The sequence below is a fragment of the Symbioplanes lichenis genome (genome assembly GCF_030709675.1).
Taxonomy (GTDB): Bacteria; Actinomycetota; Actinomycetes; order Mycobacteriales; family Micromonosporaceae; genus Actinoplanes; species Actinoplanes lichenis.
This window is the reverse complement of record NZ_JAUZQD010000015.1, coordinates 38,441-59,551: the sequence shown is the minus strand read 5'-3', so window position 1 is coordinate 59,551 and position 21,111 is coordinate 38,441. Positions and strand designations below refer to the sequence as shown.

The window sequence follows — 21,111 nt, the reverse complement described above, 5'->3', positions numbered from 1 at the left end:
CCGGAGCATCGGGGCGGCGGGCGCTTCTCGTTGCGATCGGTGACGCGGCCGCTTGGTTCGGCTGTGGTGGACGACCGTCACCGGGGCTGATGGGGCATGATGCCAGTCATGAGCGCGCCTTCGTCGTCGTCGGAGACCGAGCCGATCGATTCACCGGCCCAGTCGGACGGTTTCATCCGTGGCCTCGCCCAGGCGATCGGGGGACCGGTCGGCAGTCACGCGGTGTCCCCCGGCACCCGGCGCAACCGCTTCTGGACGGCGCCGCGGATCATCATCGCGCTCGTCTGCCTGACGCTCGCCTTCAGCTGGGTGCAGAAGTCGCCCTGCCAGGACGGCGACTGGCAGAAGAACGTCCAATACACGCGGTTCTGCTACACCGACGTGCTGGCGCTCTACTACGCCGAGGGCCTCAACGAGGGCAAGGTTCCCTACCGCGACCACCCCGTCGAATACCCGGTGCTCACCGGCTATTTCATGGGGGCGCTCGGGCTGCCGATCCACTCCTACGGCGAGAGCCACCCCGGGATCAACCAGGGCAAGTGGTTCTACAACGCCAACGCCCTGGTGCTGTCGATCCTGGCCGTCGCGTCCGCCGCGGTCATCCTCGCCTTGCGCCGCCGGCGCCCCTGGGACGCGGCCATCTTCGCGCTGTCACCGATCCTGCTCGTGACGGCGACCGTCAACTGGGACTTCCTGGCGATCGCGCTGGCCATGTTCGGGCTCTACGCGTGGGCTCGGAAGCAGCCGATCCTCGCCGGCCTGCTGCTCGGGCTGGGCGGCGCCGCGAAACTGTGGCCACTGTTCATTCTCGGGCCGCTGCTGGTGCTGGGCCTGAGATCACGGCGGCTGCAGGCGTTCTTCCTGGCGCTGGGCGGGGCCGTGATCGCGTGGCTGGCCGCTAATCTGCCCGTCTTCTTCGCGTACCGGGAAAGCTGGAATCGCTTCTTCGAACTCAACGACACGCGGCCCATCGACTGGGGCACCCTCTGGTACATCGGCCGGTTCCTCGACTCCAAGTGGAACAGCGGGGCCGCGGGTGACCAGGGGCCGTTCCAGTGGTTGAGCGATCATGTGCACACGCTCAACTACGTGACGTACGGGCTGACAATCCTGGCCTGCGCCGCGATCGGCGTCCTGTGCCTGCTGGCCCCGCGCCGCCCGCGGCTCTCCCAGCTGGCGTTCCTCGTGGTCGCCGCGTTCCTGATCTTCAGCAAGGTGTGGTCCCAGCAGTACGTGCTCTGGCTGCTCCCGTTGATCGTGCTGGCCCGGCCGCGGTGGGGCGCGATCATCGCGTGGACGGTGGCGGAGTTCGGCTACTTCACGGCGTTCTACGCGGAGTTGCTCGGGGCCGGGGGGAAGCCGGTGATTCCGGAGGGAACGTTCGTTCTGGCGTCGAGTCTGCGGCTGATCACTGTGGCGGTGCTGGCGGGGCTGGTCGTGCGGGAGATCTGGCGGCCGGAGCTGGACGTGGTGCGGTCCAGCTATGCCGACGACCCGGACGGCGGGGAGTTGGAGGGGACGCCGGATGCGCCCTGGGTTGCGCGGTTGCGGCAGGCCTTCCGGCTGCGTGGGCCTGTCACCAGCAGCTGACCCTCCGTCGGGGCCGTCAGCTGTCCAGCCGGAAGATCACCGCGTTCTCGTCGAGGTCCTGGCGAGTGATGCCGAAGTTGTCCACCGGCAGGTCGCCGGCGCGCTCCCACGGCGTGCCGACGGCCTGCGGGCGGAGCAGCAGCACCGTGCCGATGCCCAGCTTGCGCAGGTAGTCGATGCTGGCGGCGTCCGGGAAGCCGGCCACCGCGCGGCGCAGCTCCACCTGCCGGGCCGGTGCGAACCCGCCGCTGCCGTTGGCCACCTGCTGGAAGCGCGACGTCGACCACAGCATGATCGTCTGATCGCTCAACTCCGCCGTGGGCAGGACCAGCATCGGCCCGGACACGGTGCGCATGGCCGCGGGCTGGGCGGGCACGACGGGGTGGGCGGTCGCGTTCCAGCCCTCGACCGCCACGAGCAGAATGGGCACGAACGTCGCCAGCCGCAGCCACGGGCCCGGCCAGGGCGGGAAGCGCCGGCTGGCGGCGAACTGCTCGACCCGGCGGACGAACTCGGCCACGGCGCCTGCGGCCAGGATCGCCAGCAGCAGGGTCACCCAGAGCATGAGGCGGCCGGGGATGCGCAGGCCCAGCGACGAAGGAAAGTGCCCGAAGAGCGGCAGGTAGGTCCACTTGCCGTCGAAGACCGTCGTGCCCAGGGCGAGGACCGTCGTCACCACCGCGCCGGCGAGCAGGACGAGCCGCTGCCACCAGCGCCAGACGGAGAAGACGAGCCCGGCGAGCGCGAGGGCGTAGAGGGCGAATCCCGGCAGCAGGGACATCTCGGCGGGCCAGGCCAGGGCGTTGCGGACGTCGGCGTGCGCGGCGCCCCAGATGCGAGACTCGGCCGGGCCGATGAGCAGGGACTGGACCGGCGGGGAGAAGAAGGAGATCTCGGTCCCGGCGGGCGCGGTGTCGCCGACACGCAGATAGGGCAGGGCGATGAGGGCACCGACCCCGGCCATGATGAGGAAGCCGAGGAGGTCGGTGAGGAGCAGGCGCCAGCCGAGTACGGGGCCGCGTGGTTGGCGCTCCGCGGCGTTCGCGGCAGGTGCTGGGGCTGTCTCGTCGTTCGTGGCGCCGTTCGCTGGGTTCTCTTCGAGGTTGGGGCGTTCGCGCAGGACGACCATGTGGCCGGGCTGGTCGACGAGCGTGTCCTGCATGGTGCGGGCGGCGGGCTGGTGCTGTCTTTGCCGGCGCCAGGGCAGCATGGCGCCCCAGGTCCTTCTCGCCGCTGGCGTCTGCGGGGCCTCGGTGGGCCTCTCCGCCTGATCTGCCCGGGCGTCTTGCCGGCTGTCTCGTGCGCTTGCTTGTCCTCGTGCTTCTGCTCGTCCTCGTGCGCTTGCTCGTCCTGGTGCGCTTGCTTGTCCTTGGCGCAGGCGGCGGACGAGGAGGGCGATGGCGGTGGTGAGGGCTAGGGCCAGGAGGGCGTACGCGAAGGGGAGGCCGAGCGAGAAGCCGAGCGTGATCTGCCAGATGGCCACCGCCCAGCCGGCCACGGCCCAGCCGACGCGGCGGCGTTCGGGACGAAAGCCGTGCCGCAGGGAGTAGCCGTGCCCCCGGAGCAGCATCGCCAGCGCCAACGGGATGCCGCCGGCCGAGATGATGTCGAGGTGGCCCTCCTGCGCGAGCCGCCACGGCGCGTAGGCGAAGGCGATCGCGCCGACAATGGCGCCCGTGCGGCCGGAGCCGAGCTGCCGGATCAGGGCATAGCCGCCGATGGCCAGCAGGGCGTGGGCCAGCACGAAGAGGATGTTGTAGCGCAGGATCGCGGCGCCGGGGCCGGAGCCGAGGATGCCGAACGGGGCATAGCCGAGAAGACTGTCGCCGAAGGCATAGCTGTAGTGCTCGGGGAAGAAGGCGTTGCCCTGCCACAACCGCGCCGGCTCGGTGATCAGGACGTGCCCCGCCCACGCGACCTGCCACGCCTGGCGCGCCGGGTCATAGATGTCCTGCGGCACGGTGTGCAACGGGTAGCGCAGCGCCGGCCACGTCAACGCGACGGCGAGGAGCAGCGAGCCGTAGATGACGATGGCGTACTCGTGACGGAGAACACGGCCTGCCCGGCGGGTGCCCCGGCGCCACCGGCTCGGCGGACGCTCACCTGTCTGCGCGAACGCGGTCCACGGGTCCGGCGGCGCGCCCGGCGGCCGGGTGGACGGCAGCTCGGGGCGCTTGCGCTTGCGGGAGCCGGCTTCGCTTCCGTCGGCTTTCTCCGCGGCGTCAGCGGTTGAGTCGTCCTTCGTCGAGTTGCCAGGGGCGGGCTTGGTGATGGTGCTCGCTCGGCGGGCCGGCTCGGTGGCGGTCTCCGCGGTGCTGGCGGCGGGCTCGGCAGGGGCCTTCGCACTGCTGGCGGCGGAGTCGCGAGCCGCGTCGGCAGCCTTTGCCGAGTCGGCGTCGGCGGCGGTCGTGATGCCGGCGGCATCAGTGGCCTTGGTGGCGCTGCCGACGGGATTGCCGGCGGCGTCGGTGGTCTTCGCGGCGGCGCGCTTTGTGTCGGTGGCCGGCGCCGGGGACGGGTCCGTCTTGGTGGTTGTGGTGGGCGGGGCGGGCACGGCGGGGCGGAGCGCGGTCCGCCCTTCGGCTGTGCGCTTGCTCTCCTTGCCGCGGAGGTGCTGCGGGCTGCGCTGGGTGGGGATGGCCCGGCGGGCGCGGCGGGCTGCTCGGCCGAGACGTCCGGTGCTTTCGGCACTTGGCGCCGTCGAGGCGACCTGGGATCCGGACTCAGTCGGAGGCGCCGGCGTGGCCGCGGTGCCAGGTGAGGGTGCCGGCGTGGCTGCCGGGCCGGGCGCTGGCGTGGCTCCGGGAGCGGGTGAGGGCGGCGTCGTGGCCGCGGATCGGGGTGCGGGTGCCGGCGTGGACGCGGGGCCGGGTGGGGCGGCCGGCGGGGTGGGGTGGTCGGCCGGGCCGGGTGAGCCGGTGCCGGTGTGCGGCTGATCGGTGGTCATTCCGCTCCCTCGTCGCGCCGGGTCGGCTGGTGGCGGGCCGGGCGGGGCTCAGCTGCCGGCCCGCTCGCGGAGCAGAGCGATGTCGGCGGCCTGGCCCTCGGCGCCGCCGGGCGTCTCGACGATGGCCGGGGCGCCGGAGGCGCGGATGACCGCCACCACCAAGTCCGGATCGATCTTGCCATTGCCGAGGTTGTCGTGCCGGTCGCGGCCCGAGTCGAAGGTGTCCTTCGAGTCGTTGGCGTGGATGAGGTCGATGCGGCCGGTGATGGCCTTGACCCTGTCCACAATGCCCAGCAGCTCCTCGCCGCCGGCGTGGGCGTGACAGGTGTCGAGGCAGAACCCGGCGCCGAACTCGCCGACGGCCTCCCAGAGGCGGGCCAGGTTGTCGAAGCGGCGGGCCATGGCGTGGTCGCCGCCGGCGGTGTTCTCGATGAGGACCGGGAGGGGGAGGCCGCCCTCCTTCTCCGCATAGGCGAAGGTCTTGCGCCAGTTGTCGAAGCCCACCGCGATGTCGTCGCCGGCGTTGACGTGGCCGCCGTGCACGATCAGGGCGCGGGCGCCGATGGCCGCGGCCGCGCGGGCGTGGGTCAGCAGCAGCTTGCGGCTCGGGATGCGGATCCGATTGTTCAACGTGGCGACATTGATCACATAGGGCGCGTGCACATAGATGTCCACATCGGACGACCGCAGGGCCTCGGCGTCGGGCCGCTCGACGGGCGACTTCCACCCCTGGGGATCGGCCAGGAAGAACTGCACCGCATCGGCCTGACGGGCGGCAGCGGCGGCGAGGGGCTCGGCGGGATCGACATGGGCTCCGATGCGCATGGACCGAGCCTACGACGTGGGTACGACGCGCACCCCGCCTCGCCGGGTCGATACGAAAGCGTCACCACGTCGGACGAGGTGTCGTTATTCGACCGGATCGTTACAGACCGGGGAGATGGTTACATGTCACGCCAAGTCCGACACCGGACGACCGGGCTGCTCCTGGGCGGGTTCCTGCTCGGGGCGGCGGTGGTCACCACGGGCACGGCGAGCGCCGGGCAGATCGAGGCCACGGGCCGTCAGGTCGTGTTCGGCAACGGCGGTGGCATGCTCGGGCTGTCCTGCGAGTCCACGCCGTCGATCGAGTCGATGACCGTACCCGCGGAAAGCACCGTCCGTGTGATCAACCGCACCGGTTATGGTGCCGAGCTCATGCTCAACGGCTCGTCGAAGGGCACTGTGCCGGAGAACGGTGCGACCGAGGTGGTCTTCCGCCGCGGCACCACCGCTGTGATGCTCGACCCCAATTGTGCTGTCTCGGACCCGGCCACGCCCGTGATGGTGACGGCGAGCCCCTCGGCCTCGGGGCCGGCGCTGCCCGATCCGGAGCCGACGGACGACGACGCGGGCGAGTTGCCCACCACGCCGCCGAAATCCGACACGCCGACGACTTCGGCCGTACCGGCGGGTGGTGCTCCCACCGCCCGGCCGCAGCGTCCCGGCCGGGCTCGCCCCGCAGCACCCCGGCCCGCCGGCCGTGAATCGGCCTCCACGCGACACGCCGTTCCCGCACTGCCGTTGGGCGGCGTCGCGCAGCCCGGGGCCGTCAAGCCCAGGACCAGGACCATTCCGGGTACGGCCACCGCGGGCGCACCGGTCATCACCCAGCTCCCGGACGGTATGCCGGGGCTGTCACCGGGCGTGGACCAGCCGGAGCTGGTGGACGTACAGGAGACGGGTGTGCCTGTGACGACGGAAGCCGCACCCGCGGCAGCAGCCGCCCCCGTGCACGAGGTCGCGGCCGCTGAGCCCGTCGCCGCGGTGCGGCCGATGCGCGAGTCCCGTCCGAACGGCCTGCTCGGAGTGGTCGCCGCGGTCTTCGTGGTCGGCGTCGGAGCCGCCGCGATTCGGGCATTTGTGTCGCAACGTGCATCTCGGGCGAACGTCGCGTAGACTATCGCTACAAGCTCCGCGGGGCGGCCGTTCCAACCTCATCGGTGTGGTCGTTCCTCCCCAGGTCCCACCCAGCGAATGCGGACCGGGCGCCCCGCGGCTTTCCAGAAGAGAACCCCGTCCCCGGACGGGGTTCTCTTTTTGGTTGCCTGGTCAGCCCCGGGTATGCTGGCTCGGTTCGCAGGAGTTGGCCGTGGGGCATCTCTCCCACGGTTTCTTTCTGCGGAGACACAAGACCTCCTGCCACGGAAATCCCGTGGCCGCTCAGCCCACAGGAGGTGAGAACGTCTTGCGTCATTACGAACTCATGGTGATCCTCGACCCTTCGCTCGAGGAGCGCACCGTCGCCCCGTCTCTCGACACGTACCTCAACGTGATCCGGACCGCGGGCGGCTCGGTGGAGAAGCTCGACGTCTGGGGCCGCCGGCGCCTGTCGTACGAGATCAACAAGAAGGCCGAGGGCATCTACGCCGTCGTCGACCTTCAGGCCACGCCCGAGGCCGTGGCGGAGCTGGACCGGCAGCTGCGGCTGAACGAGTCCATCCTGCGGACCAAGGTCATCCGGCCGGAGACCCGCTGACGCTTCGTTTTGTCGTAGGGGTCTGAGAGCCTTTCCGACGAACGACGCCAGCGGCGAGGAGAAGATCATGGCAGGAGAAACCACCATCACGGTCGTCGGCAACCTGACCGACGACCCTGAGCTGCGCTTCACCCCTTCGGGTGCGGCGGTCGCCAAGTTCCGCATCGCCTCGACGCCGCGGACCTTGGACCGGCAGTCCAACGAGTGGAAAGACGGCGAGCCACTCTTCCTCGCGTGCAACATCTGGCGTGACGCCGCCGAGCACGTCGCCGAGTCGCTGCAGCGTGGCGCTCGCGTGATCGTGCAGGGCCGGCTGCGCCAGCGGTCTTACGAGACCCGCGAGGGCGAGAAGCGCACCGTGTACGAGCTCGAGGTCGACGAGATCGGTCCGTCGCTGCGGTACGCCACGGCGAAGGTCCAGAAGATGAGCCGGTCCGGTGGCGGCGGAGGCGGCTTCGGCGGCGGTGGTGGCGGCCGGCAGTCCGGCGGTGGCGGCGGAGGCGGCGGCAACTCGTCGAGCTTCGACGACCCGTGGGCGACGGCGGCACCGGCCGGGAACAGCAACCGCTCCGGCGGCGGCAGCTCCTCCTTCGACGACGAGCCTCCCTTCTAAGCCCTGCGCGGGGCGGCTTCCGCCCCGCATCGGGCTCACCCAGCCCCACCGGGCTTCCCGAGTTCAGGAGTAAGAGCAATGGCTAAGGCTGCGGCGCTTCGCAAGCCGAAGAAGAAGGTGAACCCGCTCGACAAGGACGGGATCACCTACATCGACTACAAGGACACCGCTCTCCTGCGGAAGTTCATCTCCGACCGCGGCAAGATCCGCGCTCGCCGGGTCACGGGTGTGACCTCGCAGCAGCAGCGGCAGATCGCCCGTGCGGTGAAGAACGCCCGTGAGATGGCGCTCCTGCCGTACACCGCGACGGCTCGCTGAGGGGAGGCACGACAATGAAGATCATCCTCACCCAGGAGGTGTCGGGCCTCGGCACCCCCGGCGACATCGTCGAGGTCAAGGACGGCTACGGCCGTAACTACCTGCTGCCGCAGGGCTTCGCGATCAAGTGGAGCAAGGGCGCCGAGAAGCAGGTCACGATCATCCGCCGGGCCCGCGAGGCCCGCGAGATCCGCGACCTGGGCCAGGCCAACGAGGTCAAGGGCCAGCTCGAGGGCATCAAGGTCACGCTGACCGCGCGCTCCGGCAATGGCGGCCGCCTGTTCGGCTCGATCACCCCGGCCGAGATCGTCGACGCCGTCAAGGCCGCCGGCGGTCCGTCCCTGGACCGGCGCCGCCTCGAGCTGCCGGCCCACATCAAGACCACGGGCAGCTACAAGGTCCAGGTCAAGCTGCACCCCGAGGTGACCGCCTCGTTCCCCGTGAACGTGGTCGCCGCGAAGTAAGGCTGTTTTCGGTCTACGCGAGAGCGCGTCGCCCCTTCGGGGGTGGCGCGCTTTTGTGTTGCGGGCTCTGGGTTCTCGCGGCCCTGGGCGGTTTTCCTCGTCAGCTGAGTGAATTGCCGGTGATGGCCGAGGTCAGAACCGTGGCGAGACCGCCGCCGACGACGGCCGAGGCGAGGCCGACGCTGGCTGCCTTCCAGGAGCCGCTCGCCCAGCGGAGGCCCACTGCCACGAGCATGCTCAGGACCAGCGAGAGCGCGAACTGAGGCGCCGCCTTGATCAGCGTGTCGACGGCCTGGCCCTGCTGGGCGCCGTTGACGATCAGCATGTAGGCGACGAAGAGGACGACGGGGACTCCGTACCAGACGACGGTGTAACCGACCGCGGCGAGCGGGCCGCCGGTGTCCTCTTCGAGCTCCTCCTCAGGCTCCAAGAGGTCGTTCTGCCGGGCCGACGCGGACGTGAGAGTGCTCACAGGCCGGCGCTCGTAGGCACCGGTCGGCGACGTCATGACAGCGCCGCGTGGCGGCCACTCGGTGTCCGGCGGGTCCTGCCAGCTGGGTCCGGTGCGCGGCATCAGGCCCGTGGCGGCGGCCGCCCCGCCGGCCGCCGGGGCGGAGACCGGCTCCGGGACTCGCGCTGCCGCGGCGGCGACCGGCTCCTGCGAGGGCGCGCGGAAGGGTACGAAGTCACTGGTCCCGAAGCGGCGCGACTCTCCCTCGGCGAGATTGCTCTCCGCCTTGAGCTCCCGGCGCCAGTCCGTCGTGTTGCCTTCGCGATAGCCGGCCGAGCCCGAGCCGCCGTCCTCGCCGCCGCGGCCGCGGGCCTGCTCACGCTCGGCCTGCAGCCAGGGGGCCGGCTCGTCGGTGCGCTGGATGATCTCGGTGACGGCGTCCGGAGTACGGGTCAGGGGCGGCTCGCCCTGCTCGGCGCGGAGTTGGTTGCGCCAGCTCTCGGCCTGCGCCTCGGCCTGAGCGCCCGGGCGCCAGGAGCCGGACTGGGTGTCGGTGCGCCAGTCGGCGGGGCCGTCCTGCCGGGGGTTTTCCTGACGGCGAGCGGCGGGACTTTCTGGGCGGCGGGTGGCGGCGTCGTCTTGGCGGCGCGCGGTGGGTTCGTCCAGGCGGCGGGCGGCCGGGGCTGAGGAGACCGGGCGGGTGGCCGGAGTGGAGGAGACCGGGCGGGTGGCCGGGGTGGAGGAGACCGGCCGGCCGGGTACGCCCGAGGTCGGGGCGTCCGGCATCCCGGAGATCGGGCGATCCGGCAGGCCGGACACGGGGCGGTCGGGCATCCCGGAGACCGGCCGGTTCGGCAGGCCGGAGACGGGGCGGGCGGCGTCGGGACGGCTGCCCGGGGCCGGGGGCGCCTGCTCCCAAGGATCCTCGGCGGGGCCGTCGGGCATGGTCGCGTCGCGGCGGGCGGAGGGGCCGGCTTCGAGCTCGAAGGGGCGTGTGTCGGGGGCGCGGCGGCGGCCCACCCGGAGATCTCCGTCACGGTCTGCGCCGCGTGCGTCCTGATCGCGCCAGTTGTCGGCCCGGGGGTCGTCAGCGCGGCTGGCTTCGGCGCCGCGCGGGCTCCGGTCGCGCCAGTCGTCGGGTGTGGTCGGGCGACCGCTTTCCAGGGCCAGCGGGCCGTTCGGCGGCGGGCCCTGGGCACGGCGACGGCGCCGAGGGCGTGAATCGCCTCGGTCGTCCTCGTCGTCTTCGTCGTCCTCGGCGGTGGCGCGGTGCCACTGGCCGGTGTCGGCGTCGCGGAGCCACACGTCCGACTCGTGATCGCGGTCCCACGCCGCCGTTTCGAGCTCGCGCTGCCAGCTGGTGTCGGGCTCGCGGCGGCGGGCGTAGTCGCGGCTGTCGCGGCGGGGTGGCATGCCCGCGCCGCGCTGGGCGTCGAGGCCACGGCGGGGTTCGCGCTGAGTTTCGGGACCGCGGCGGGGGTCGCGCTGTGGCTCGGGGCCACGGCGGGGGTCGCGCTGTGGCTCGGGGCCACGGCGGGGGTCGCGCTGTGGCTCGGGGCCACGCTGGCGGCCCGGGCGGCCGTCGGGCTGACGGTCGTCGTCCCCACGCTGCCAGGAAGCGGGATCGGGCCGGTCTTGCCAAGAGCCCGCGTCGGACCGCTCTTGCCAGGAGCGCGAAGTGGTGTCGCTGCGCCAGGAACCTGTGTCGGACGGGCTCTGCGGCGTGGCGGGGCCTCGCCAGGAGCCGGTGTCCGCGGGGCTCTGGGGCGCGCCGGACTCGAGCTCGCGCCGGCGCCGGCCGCCGTCCGCGGGGCCTTCGAGCTCGCGGCGACGCCGGCTTCCGGTGTCGGCGGGGCCTTGGGGCGTGCCGGACTCGAGCTCGCGGCCACGCCAGCCGTTCGAGTCGCCGGGCTGCCGTCCGCGCCAGGAGCCGGTGTCGGCGGGGCTCAGCGGCGCGCCGGGTCCGCGCCACGAGCCGGTGTCGGACGGGCTCTGCGGCGCTCCGGACTCCAGCTCACGCCGGCGCCACGAACCGGAATCGGCGTCGTCCTGGCCACGGCGCCGGGAGGCCGGGTCCGACGGGTCTTGATCGCGGCGCCAGGAGCCGGTGTCGGGGCGGTCCTGATCGCGGCGCCACGAGTTCGGATCTGACCGATCCTGATCACGGCGCCACGAACCGGTGCTGGAGGGGTCCTGGTCGCGGCTCCAGGAACCTGTGTCGGCGACCGCGTCCGGGCGCGGCTGGTCGCGTCGCCACGAGCCGGTGTCGGAGACCGGGCCGGGTCCGGCTTGGTCGCGCCGCCACGAGCCGGTGTCGGAGGGCGCACCGTCGCGCCAAGAGCCGGTGTCGTCGCGGTCGGAGCGCGAGCGCCGTCCGTCTTGATCGCGATCCCACGAGCCGGTGTCGGAGGGCGTACGCGGCTGCAGCGGCAGCGGGATGACGCCGGTCTCCGTGGCACTCTGCGCCCACGGGTCGACGGGTGGCGCCGGATCGGGGTCGCGCCGCCACGGGCCGTTGTCGCCCCAGCCGGAGTCGCGGGACTGGTCGCCGCTGCGCCAGCCGTCGGCCGGTCCCGAGGGCGCGGGCGGGTCGCCGCCCCGCCAGCCCTCCGCGGAGCCGGCCGGGTCGCTGCCCCGCCAGCGGTCCGCGCGGCGCTGACCGCCCCGGGACTCGTCGGCGCTGCGCCAGCTCTCCGAAGCCGGGCTTTCCGACGCGGGTCTCTGCCAGCTTTCCGAAGCGCGGCTCTCCGAGGGCGAGCTCTGCCAGCTGTCGGTGGTCGTGCTCATCCGCCAGCTGTCGGACGGCTCATCGGCGCGGCGACGGCGGTCGGCGGGGTCGTCGCGGCGGTCGGTGGACTCCGGCGAGGTGCGCCAGCGGTCGGCCGGGTCGGTGCTGTCCCGGCGCCAGCTGCCGGTGTCCGACAGCGGGTCCTGATAGGCGGGGATGCTGCCGGTGTCGGTGTGCCCGGCCCAGTTGTCGGCGTCGGAACGGGTGCTCCAGCCCGTACCCCCGGTGGTCCTGGATCCTGGCTCCGGGGCCCGGCGGCGGCCCGCCGAGCGCGACCCGGCATCCAGGCCGGCCTGCCCCGCGGCCGACTCGCGGCGCCACTGCGCGCGGTCGTCCTCGCGAACGTAGTGCCGGCCGTCGTCCGCCCACGACGGCTGCTGCGGCGCGTCGGCGGACTGCCAGCTCGGCCGCGCGTCCCAGGACGGACGCTCCGAGCGGCTCGACTGCGGCAGACCGGACGCCGGCGCCGGGCTCTGCCAACTCGGCGTCGGATCAGGGGTACGCCGCCAGCTGGGCGTCTCCTCCCCCCGCGACCAGCCCGGAGCGTCGCCGGGGCGCGCGGAGATCGGATCGGCCGGGCTCTGCCAGCTCGGCGTCGGGTCGGCCGCGCGCTGCCAGCTGGGCGTGGCATCGGCGGGCGCCGGGCGGCCGGAGGAGTCGGCGGCCGACTGCCAGCTCGGTGTCGTCTCGCTCGCCTCGCGCTGCCAGCTCGGCGTGGCGTCCTGGCGCCAGCTGGGCGTGGCGTCGGGCCCGCTCGGCCCGGTGGCGGACCCGCTCTGGCGCCAGCTGGGTGTGTCGTCGCCGGAGCGCCAGCTGGGGATGTCGTCGCCGGCCCGCCAGCTGGGGGCGGCGTCGGTCTCGGGGGTCGGCCAGGCGGTGCCCGAGATGGCGGGAAGGCGGTTGGGCGGGTCGGTCGCCGCGGGACCGGGCGGGGGCACCGGCGGGAACGACTCGGCGTCCTGGCCGGCCTGCCACGCCTCGGTGGTCGTGCGCCAGCCGGAGGTGCCCGACGCCGAGCGCCACTCGGTGGTCTGCCGCCAGCGGCCGGTCTCGCTCGTCGCGCGCCACTCCGACGTCGACGTGCGCCAGCCGAAGCCCTCCGCGGGAACGGCCGGGCGGCCCGTGGCGGCGACCTCGGACCACCGGCTGACCGTGCCGGAGCTGGAGCGCTCGACGGCCTGGTCCTCATTTTGCGCCCAGGCCTCCGCGCGCAGCGACCACGCGACAGCCTCGGGAATGGGCTGCATGCTGCCCGTGTCGGTCACCGAGCCGGTGCCCCAGACGGGCGCGCCGGGCTCGGCGGCTCCGGAAGAATCGGGACTTTCCGGGCGCTGCGAGGGTGACCAAGGGTCCGACGCGCTCCTCTCGCGCGGCAGGCGGGCGCCGTAGTCCCACTCCCGTTGGTCCACCTGGAAAGCGTGACGTGCCTTTCCCGGTTCTGCAACGCCCTGACGCGATGGCTTCGTCACGGGCCGCACCTTTTTGTTTTCTCCACATGCTGGGGACGACAAAACCGCAGCTCAGAGGGGTACGACACGGAGCGTCCCCAGGAGTTATACACAGGCTGTGCACAGGGCTGCACACAGGCGCGGCCGCGTTGTCCACAGGTTGTCCCGAGCGCTGTCCACCGCGTCGTTTGGGCCGATGACGTGCGGCTTCGTATCGTTAGCCGCGCCGGATCACGCCCATGGGCCGATTCGGCGAGGTCACAGCGACGATCGGCGGGCTCGCCGAGAAATCTCGTGGCTTGGATCACTCGGGCGGGGGTGTCGTCACCCGAAAGTGTCGTACCCGCGTTGTTTGATCTACTCGGGGCTTCGTGCCGGGCCGGTGCGGTCTTTCCCGCCGGTTCGTCGTCGGGGACAGATCGTGCTCGTGCGAGCACGGTTCGTGCTGTTCGGCGTGGTTCACGCCGCTTCGGGTGCGGCTCGCGCCGTTTCGGGTGCGGGCTCGCGCCGCTTGGGGTGCGGGTGAGGTTCGTGCCGTTCGGGTGCGGGCACGGGGATGGGCAGGAGGGAGAGGTCGGGGTGTCGATCACCGATGACGCGCGGCCGGAGGCCCGCTCGCAGTCCAACGGCAAGCCGCCGGGCCAGGGTCAGGGCCAGGGGCAGCCGCCGCGGGAGGGTGGCGGCTTCGACAAGACCCCGCCCCAGGACATCGCCGCGGAGCAGAGCGTGCTGGGCGGCATGCTGCTGTCCAAGGACGCCGTGGCCGACGTGGTCGAGATCCTCAAGACCCACGACTTCTACCGGCCCAACCACTCGACGATCTTCGACGTCATCCTCGACCTCTACGGCCGCGGCGAGCCGGCCGACGCCGTGACGGTGGCCGCCGCCCTGGTCGACTCGGGCGACCTGCAGCGCATCGGCGGCGTGCCCTATCTGCACACCCTGGTCGAGAGCGTGCCCACCGCGGCCAACGCCTCCTATTACGCCCGCATCGTCTCCGAGCGCGCCATCCTGCGGCGTCTCGTCGAGGCCGGCACCAAGATCACCCAGCTCGGCTACGGCGCCGGCGGCAACGGCGGCCGCGACGTGGACGACATCGTCGACCTGGCCTCCCAGGCGATCTACGACGTCACCGAGAAGCGCGTCAGCGAGGACTACGCGGCGCTCGGCGACATGCTCCAGCCCACCCTCGACGAGATCGAGGCCGTCGGCGCCGCGGGCGGACAGATGAGCGGTGTCCCGACCGGTTTCGCCGACCTCGACCGGCTGCTCAGCGGTCTGCACCCCGGCCAGCTGATCATCGTCGCGGGCCGCCCGGGTCTCGGCAAGTCCACCGCGAGCATGGACTTCGCCCGTAACGCGGCCATCCGGCACAACCACGCCAGCGCCATCTTCTCCCTGGAGATGAGCAAGATCGAGATGGTCATGCGACTGCTCTCGGCGGAAGCCCGCGTGCCCCTGCACACCCTGCGCTCCGGCCAGCTCTCCGACGACGACTGGACCAAGCTGGCCCGCCGCATGGGCGAGATCAGCGAGGCCCCGATCTTCGTCGACGACACGCCGAACATGAACCTCATGGAGATCCGGGCCAAGGCCCGCCGCCTCAAGCAGCGCCACAACCTCAAGCTGCTGGTCATCGACTATCTCCAGCTGATGAGCTCCCCGAAGAAGACCGAGAGCCGCCAGCAGGAGGTCTCCGAGCTCTCCCGAGGCCTCAAGCTCCTCGCCAAGGAGATCGAGTGCCCGGTCATCGGCGTGAGCCAGCTGAACCGTGGCCCCGAGCAGCGCACCGACAAGCGCCCGCAGCTGTCCGACCTGCGTGAGTCCGGCTCCATCGAGCAGGACGCCGACGTCGTCATCCTCCTGCACCGCGACGACTACTACGACAAGGAATCCCCCCGAGCCGGCGAAGCCGACTTCATCGTCGCCAAACACCGAAACGGCGCCACCGACACCATCACCGTCGCGGCCCAGCTCCACCTGTCCCGCTTCGTCGACATGGCGGTCGTCTAGGCCTCGAGCACGTATCCGTTCCACCTGTCCCGGTCGGTCTCGTAGATCAGCGTGCCGGCCGGGAAGTCGTACGGAGCGCGACCGGGCAGGACGGCCCGGATGAGCTTGTCGTCCCTGCGTACCTGGACGGCGGCGACCTCCATCCGGGCCACTACCGCGAAGATCTGGTCGGCCGCGGCCGCTTCGAGAGCCTCGTTGCGTGCGCCGGCCAACCACAGCCGAACCTCGACGTTGTAAGCGTCTGTGGCTTCGAACTCGCCGGGCTGGAACGGAGGGTCAGCCACATAGGGCAGGACGGGACCGCCGAACTCGGCCGATCGGAGGTCCGAGTCCGGCAGTAGCGTGCCGATCGAGACCAACAGCCATGTGTCATCGTTCGACACCTCCGTCCGGCCATTGACCAAGGTGGCGATCACGCCGGCGATCTCGGCCGGTTTCCGGTCGGTCCGTATGAAGATCTGCTCACGTACTGACACTGATTTCTCCTGTGTCGCCTCGCCATATGACCCACTGGTCGTTGGCAGTGAAGACAATCATCCGATCCTCCGGGCGCACCGGACGACCAGCCAGTGCCCAGACTCCGAGCGCCCGGCGAATTCCTCGCACGGCATCAATAGTGCCCAGGCCCGCGTCACGCCCGTCCACCACCGCCACGTGCATCCGCGCATCCTGTGCCAGCGCCAATCGCAGTTGCTTGCTGACTCCGCGGGACAGCTTGGATTGTTCGGCTTCCTGGGGATCCGGCGGGTCGAGTCGCTTGAAGTCACCGAAGGACCCCTCGTCGGCGGGATCCACCCGTACCAGGAAATCCGGGTTGCCCCGCCCGTCCCTCCGGCCATGAGCCGTTCGGAGTGCGCGGACGTCGTACCGGCGCCCCAGCAGGAGTGCCGATTTCACTTCCTTGATGTGGTCGTACGTGTCGAGGTAATGGGCGCCGATCTCGAACGCCGCGCCCAGGGAGCCGCGGGTCTGGCCGAGCCGGGTATTGGCGCGGATCGTTCCATTGTGGGTCTTGATCAATTCGCCGGGGCCGTGGTCCGGTTCTCCGGCGGGCCCCAGTCCCAGCCGTTCTTTTCCCCCTCCTCGAACATCGCCGTCAGGGTTTCCTCGCTTGGTAGGGGCGTCGGCAGGATGAGGAGGGCTATCTCCTCCGCCGTCCCGCGGTCGATCGGCAGGCTCCTGTCCTGGTAGTCCGGGTCGTAGAGGTAGGCTCCCGCCACTGCCGGGGCGTAAATCCACGCCTGGCGCGGAGCGCTCCACAGAACGGCTCGCAGCGGCCGGGTCACCTGGATCTCGTAGGCGATCACGCTGGTCACCGCCTCGGTTGCGTCCGCCTTGGTGATTGTCTGGTAGCCGAATTCCGTCATGGTCGTCCTCACCTTTCGGCGTCTCGCTCGGGAGAACATCGGCTCGGGTCAGAGCGTGGCGCGCCAATATGTCGTCGAAGGTGACGTCGTTGTCGCTCAAGGCCCGAAGATAGGCTCTCCACGCCGCCGGCCGCGCTGCCACCCATGAGGCGAACGTCGAGTTCACGGTCTTGGTGATCGCGAGCCGGTGTAGCTTGTCCGGTTGATGCGCCACGAGGTCCAGTTCCTTGTTGACGGCGACAATGCGAAGGAACGCGTCGACATGGGCGGCGTAGGCAGCGGTTGGCAGGCGGAGGACCTCGTACGCCTGATGCGTACGCTCACTCGCGGCCCACGACAAGGCAGTGGGGAACTGCACCTCGAAGCCGAAGTCCGATGCGTCCACCACCGTGGCGTTCAGTCCGTTGTGCCGCCCGTTGCCTTGCCAGAAGTTCACGAGCCGAGTCGTCCGGTGGTTCAGGCGGCGGAGGACGTCGATCGCGCCCTCGACTGTGTTGGCGTACCCCTGCTCCGGAAGTTTGATCGCGAAGCGCACGCGGTCCTTTGTCGTCCTCAGGAAGTGGTCGAGGCCGGGGCGTTCGGGTCCTTGCTCGGTCGCATAGGCCCGAGCCAGGGATCGCGCTGATTTGACGGAGTGGTCGGTTCCGGCCAGCTCGACGGCGCCGCCGAGGGCGGAGGTGACGACGTCCAAATCGGGCCGGAGACGCCTGGCGATCTTGGTGGCTTTCCGGACGGATGTGTCGAGCTGATCGCGATGGCTTTCGTCGAGGGACTGGAGGAGACGGTCCTCGAGTGCTCGGACGTCGACGTCGTCAGAGGTGATGGCCGCGACGTTGGGCGGCTCGGGCGCGGAGGCGGGGGCGGCCGGGGCTGAGGCGGCGGGCGCGTGCGGGGCCGGGGCGGCGGGGGTGTGAGGGGTTTGTGGGGGCGGGGGCGTGGTGCGGGGGTGCCACCAGCCGTCGGGTTTGCCGGGGAAGGGGAGGGGGCGGCCCTGGGCGTCGACGACGAGGGCGTCGAGGGCGACGAGGTTGGCGGGGTCGGCGACGCCGCGGTGGCCGTAGAGGGAGGTGCCGGGGGTGGCGACCAGGCCGGACTGGGGGTCGACGAAGAGGATTTCGCCGTGGTGGTTGACGGCGGCCCAGGCGTGGGAGGAGCCGCTTTCCCAGAGGTTCATGAGGAAGGCGAAGGAGCCGTGGCCGCCGGTGCGGAGGTGCTCGGCGACCTGGCCGAGGGCGTCGGCGACCTGCTGCTGGGCGCGGACCGGGTCGTCCTGGATCTTGTCGGCGCGGCAGAGGGACTGGAGGCGGCCGCCGGTGGCTTGTTCGACTCGTTCGGGGCCGTTGCTCTCGCCGTAGAGGGGGCGCTGGGGGTCGCCGTCCTTGTAGGCGTCGAAGGTGCGAGGGGCGGAGACGCGGGGGCGGCCGTGGACGTACGTGTCGAAGAAGGACAAGACGCAGTCCTGGCAGTTGATGCCGCGGGTGGGGTCGGCGGCCGGGCCACCGTCGTTGAGCAGCTGGAAGTACGCCGAGCGGGGATCGGCCGCGCGCAGGGGTGCGCCGGACGGGTGGCGGGGGAGGGCTTGTTCGAGGTCGAGCTGGTGCTGGGCCAGCGGGGGACGCAGGCCGCCGAACTCGCCGTAGCGGCGGGTGCCCACGATCGACGGCGGGTCGTCGGTGCCGGTGAGCATGGACACAGGGCCGAGGGAGACGGGCCCGGGGGCGAGCCGGCCGCCGTCGCGGTTGGCCAGGTGCCAGTCCTGGGGGTCGACCGTGATCGTGGCGCCCTCGTCCGGGGAGTAGCCGGGGTCGCGCAGGATGCGGGCCTCGCCCTCGGCCCGGTCGGCGATCGCGGTGGCTTCGGCGACGAGGGCGGCGTGCGAGTCCGCGAGCGCGGGGTTGAGGCGAAACGCCCGGGCGACGAAGGCTGATCGGCGGGCGCGGCGGGCGCGGGCGCGTTCGGCGCGGGCCTTCTCCTCGAGGCGTTCGATGGTGTCCCGCTTGCGGAATTGGGCGTATGCCGCACGTTGCTCGCGGGCGAAGCGTACGTAGCTGTCTATTTCGGACCGGCCGGGCGGTTGGGGACCGGTCGGCCCGGCTTGCGCCGGTCGCCCGAGATCCCGATGCCGGGGTACGGACGAAGCCCGGTGCCGTGGCGCCCGAACGTGCCGTCCCGTCCCGGGCGCCGGCGGGTCCAGCCCCGGCGACAGCGCCCCGAAGCCCCCGACCACGCTCGCCGCACCGGGCGCCGCGACGAAGGAAGAAGTCGCGCCGGCAGTAGTGGCCGACGAGGTGTCGAGCACAGAGAGGTCGGGTGCCGAGGAGGTCACCGGCGCCGAAGACAACGAGGACGGCGCAACCGGAGGAGGCGAGGGCGCCGGCGTCGTGTCGACGGGGAGACCGTGCGAAGGCTCGTGGGACGAGGCCGCCGGCGAAGGGGCATCAACAGTCGGCCTCGAGGAGAGATCCGCCGGCAAGGCGCGCGAAGGCTCAACCGGCGAAGCGGTCGACGACGCCGGCGACGGGTCCGGGGAAAGGGTGGGCGAAGGAGCCGACGGAGAAGCGGGCGAAGGGGAAGAGGGCGAAGGGGAAGCGGGCGAAGGGGAAGAGGCGGGGGAAGCGGGCAAAGGGGAAAGGGCGGGGGAGACAGCCGGCGGGGAGCCGGGCGAAGGCTCTGGGGAAGCAGCTGGCGAAAGGGTGGGCGAAGAGGGCGCCGAAGGAGACGCCGAAGGAATTGATGGCAGATCGGGCGACGGATCGGCAGGTGACGGCGAAGGACTGGCCACGCCCGGAGACTGCGGCAGCACCGAGCCCGGCTCCCCTAGCAGCGACGCCAGCTTGCCCGTTTTGTCCAACAGGGACGACGACACCCCGGAAGACAGCGCCGACCCCGCACCCCCCGAGCTCGCCGCCTTCGCCAAAGACTCCGGATCAGGCAGCCCCCCGTTGACAGCCGACCCGCCGACCTCCCCGAAGACCTCCGCCGCCGCCCCCCGCGTGACCCCGTGCCGCCCGCCCGCATAGGCCCCACTGGCTGCGAACCCGCCCGCGAACCCCCCGAGCCCCGCCCGCCCCAGCTGCCCCAGATCCACCCCGTCGACCCGGCTCCCCTGCGCCTGATAGGCCTGGATCCCCCCGTTGGTCGCCAGCTCCTCGCGCGTCTCGTCGAAGCCCTCGTCCAGCGCCTCGCGCCCGAGGTGCTTGAGCCCCTCCCGGCTCGTGAGCTGCTTGACCGCCCGCTGCCCGGCCGCCTTGACGGTCTGCTTGATCGCCTTGCGGCCCATCTGCTCGACCAGGCGCTTGAAGATCTGCTGGATGGCCAGCCGGGTCGCCGCGATGAGGCCACCCGCCGCCGGGGAGGCAGCGCCCAGGGTCAGGGCAACGGCGACGGTCATGCCGATGAGCTCGGTGAGGAACAGTCCGATCTCGATCCAGGCCTCCAGCTTGGCCGCCTCGATGTCGGCCCCGCCGCCGTCGACCAGCCGGGCCAGCTCGTCGGTGGCCTGCAGCAGAATCTCCAGCGGGGAGTCCGGCGTCCCCGCGAGCCGCGTCCAGGCCTCGCCGAAGGCGGCACCCCCCACCCCCGTGTACGCGCCGGCCACCTGCGTGGCGGCGTCCCCCGACTCCGTACGAGCGTTGCCGAGCACCCCCGTGATCGCGTACCACTGGTCGGCGACGTCCCAGGTCGCCCGCTCGTTGCCGTCCGGCCAGTCGAAGCCGACGACCCATTCGAGCGCCTCGTACGCCCACCCCGGCACATCGAACGGGCAGTAGTCGAGCGGATGCGGGATCGGGCTGGGCAGGATGCTCATCGGTGGCGCCCGTACGGATGCCGCACGCCCGTCGCAGCCCGATCGTCCGCCGCCAAGGCCTCGTGGACGGCCTGGACCACCTCGTCGCCGAGTCCCGCCACGTGCCGTCCCAGCAGGTCCCAGGCGTGCAGCACCTGTTCCTCGGCCGGCCGGTAGTTGCGCTCGAACGCCTGCCCGATGTCGTCCTTGCCCCAGGGGCGGCCGTTGCTCAACGCCGCGACCTCTGCCCCGGCACCGGCCCGGAGCGCCTCCAGATGGCCCCCCGAGGCGGCGAGGTCAGCGCCGGCCCGCGCCGCCCGCGACGGGTCGACCTGAAGCTCGGTCATGACGCGTCCCGCCGGTCGAGCAGGGTGCCGAAGTCGTCGGACCGCAGGAACGAGCCCGCCGGGAAGTGGTCGGCCATCAGCCGTTTCACCTCGTCGGCGACCTTCGTGGCGGCGGCCGCCGTGACGGTGACGATCAGGTCGGCGAGCTCGTCCGGCCGCAGCTCCCGATAGACGCTCCGATCGAGGTCCAGGGCCACGAGCTGCCCCCGGGCGCCGACGGTGGCCGCGACCAGCCCGTCCGCCGATCGGGCAGTCGCGCGCAGGCGGGCCAGGCGCTGCTGAAGATCGTCCATCCCGGACCGGAGCCGCTGGTAGTCGCCGTAGACCTCGTCGAAGCGCGCGCGCAGGGCGCGGTTGACGTCCCGGTCGGCTGCCTCCGCCATGGTCGCCTCCTCGCCGGACCATCCATCGACACACTTGACAGTAGCGGGCGCTGCCACTGTATGTGTTTATGTAACTT

The 21,111-nt window shown here is 71.9% G+C and carries 14 protein-coding genes; 7 read left to right on the top strand and 7 right to left on the bottom strand.

Annotated features, from left to right (window positions below):
- The first annotated feature begins 108 nt into the window (after nucleotides 1-108).
- On the top strand, nucleotides 109-1,590 hold the full coding sequence (locus RAN62_RS31485) for a glycosyltransferase family 87 protein (protein ID WP_305788458.1): 1,482 nt from the start codon (nucleotides 109-111) through the stop codon (nucleotides 1,588-1,590).
- 16 nt (nucleotides 1,591-1,606) lie between these two features.
- Here RAN62_RS31485 and RAN62_RS31480 read toward each other — a convergent pair whose 3' ends face one another.
- Together RAN62_RS31480 and RAN62_RS31475 are read right to left on the bottom strand one after the other, a co-directional pair.
- Nucleotides 1,607-4,144, bottom strand: a complete 2,538-nt coding sequence (locus RAN62_RS31480) for a hypothetical protein (RefSeq protein ID WP_305788457.1) — start codon at nucleotides 4,142-4,144, stop codon at nucleotides 1,607-1,609.
- 441 nt (nucleotides 4,145-4,585) lie between these two features.
- Nucleotides 4,586-5,362, bottom strand: a complete 777-nt coding sequence (locus RAN62_RS31475) for a deoxyribonuclease IV (protein WP_305788456.1) — start codon at nucleotides 5,360-5,362, stop codon at nucleotides 4,586-4,588.
- 123 nt (nucleotides 5,363-5,485) lie between these two features.
- Here RAN62_RS31475 and RAN62_RS31470 point away from each other — a divergent pair, with 123 nt between their 5' ends.
- The 5 genes from RAN62_RS31470 to rplI all read left to right on the top strand — a co-directional run bounded on the left by RAN62_RS31470 (nucleotide 5,486) and on the right by rplI (nucleotide 8,450).
- Nucleotides 5,486-6,475 (top strand): hypothetical protein, encoded by a 990-nt coding sequence (locus RAN62_RS31470; protein WP_305788455.1) that lies wholly within the window; start codon nucleotides 5,486-5,488, stop codon nucleotides 6,473-6,475.
- Between the two features lie 289 nt (nucleotides 6,476-6,764).
- Nucleotides 6,765-7,055 carry a 30S ribosomal protein S6 gene (gene rpsF, locus RAN62_RS31465; RefSeq protein ID WP_225254282.1) on the top strand — a complete coding sequence of 97 codons (291 nt, stop codon included), beginning with the start codon at nucleotides 6,765-6,767 and terminating at the stop codon, nucleotides 7,053-7,055.
- Between the two features lie 67 nt (nucleotides 7,056-7,122).
- On the top strand, nucleotides 7,123-7,668 hold the full coding sequence (locus RAN62_RS31460; protein ID WP_305788454.1) for a single-stranded DNA-binding protein: 546 nt from the start codon (nucleotides 7,123-7,125) through the stop codon (nucleotides 7,666-7,668).
- Nucleotides 7,669-7,746: 78 nt separating this feature from the next.
- Nucleotides 7,747-7,986 carry a 30S ribosomal protein S18 gene (gene rpsR, locus RAN62_RS31455; protein ID WP_007073789.1) on the top strand — a complete coding sequence of 80 codons (240 nt, stop codon included), beginning with the start codon at nucleotides 7,747-7,749 and terminating at the stop codon, nucleotides 7,984-7,986.
- Nucleotides 7,987-8,000: 14 nt separating this feature from the next.
- Nucleotides 8,001-8,450 (top strand): 50S ribosomal protein L9, encoded by a 450-nt coding sequence (gene rplI / locus RAN62_RS31450; RefSeq protein ID WP_305788453.1) that lies wholly within the window; start codon nucleotides 8,001-8,003, stop codon nucleotides 8,448-8,450.
- A 100-nt stretch (nucleotides 8,451-8,550) separates the two neighbouring features.
- Here the strand turns inward: rplI and RAN62_RS31445 are convergent, their stop codons facing one another.
- The gene (locus RAN62_RS31445) at nucleotides 8,551-13,098 is read right to left on the bottom strand and encodes a hypothetical protein (RefSeq protein ID WP_305788452.1); all 4,548 of its coding nucleotides are present in this window, start codon (nucleotides 13,096-13,098) and stop codon (nucleotides 8,551-8,553) included.
- Between the two features lie 618 nt (nucleotides 13,099-13,716).
- On the opposite strand from RAN62_RS31445, the gene dnaB reads away from it, so the two are divergent.
- Nucleotides 13,717-15,150 (top strand): replicative DNA helicase, encoded by a 1,434-nt coding sequence (gene dnaB / locus RAN62_RS31440; protein WP_305788451.1) that lies wholly within the window; start codon nucleotides 13,717-13,719, stop codon nucleotides 15,148-15,150.
- Here the strand turns inward: dnaB and RAN62_RS31435 are convergent.
- Genes RAN62_RS31435 through RAN62_RS31420 form a run of 4 tightly spaced genes read right to left on the bottom strand, consistent with a single transcriptional unit; the run spans nucleotide 15,147 to nucleotide 21,034 of the window.
- The gene (locus RAN62_RS31435; protein ID WP_305788450.1) at nucleotides 15,147-15,626 is read right to left on the bottom strand and encodes a hypothetical protein; all 480 of its coding nucleotides are present in this window, start codon (nucleotides 15,624-15,626) and stop codon (nucleotides 15,147-15,149) included. The genes dnaB and RAN62_RS31435 overlap by 4 nt on opposite strands.
- A complete protein-coding gene (locus tag RAN62_RS31430; RefSeq protein ID WP_305788449.1) occupies nucleotides 15,613-20,325 on the bottom strand; it encodes a toxin glutamine deamidase domain-containing protein in 4,713 nt (1,570 codons plus the stop codon). The genes RAN62_RS31435 and RAN62_RS31430 overlap by 14 nt, the downstream gene beginning before the upstream one ends.
- Nucleotides 20,322-20,651 (bottom strand): hypothetical protein, encoded by a 330-nt coding sequence (locus RAN62_RS31425; protein ID WP_305788448.1) that lies wholly within the window; start codon nucleotides 20,649-20,651, stop codon nucleotides 20,322-20,324. Before RAN62_RS31425 ends, RAN62_RS31430 begins: the two co-directional genes overlap by 4 nt.
- Complete coding sequence (locus RAN62_RS31420; protein WP_305788447.1) at nucleotides 20,648-21,034, bottom strand: YbaB/EbfC family nucleoid-associated protein; 387 nt, start codon at nucleotides 21,032-21,034, stop codon at nucleotides 20,648-20,650. Before RAN62_RS31420 ends, RAN62_RS31425 begins: the two co-directional genes overlap by 4 nt.
- Between the last annotated feature and the right edge of the window lie 77 nt (nucleotides 21,035-21,111).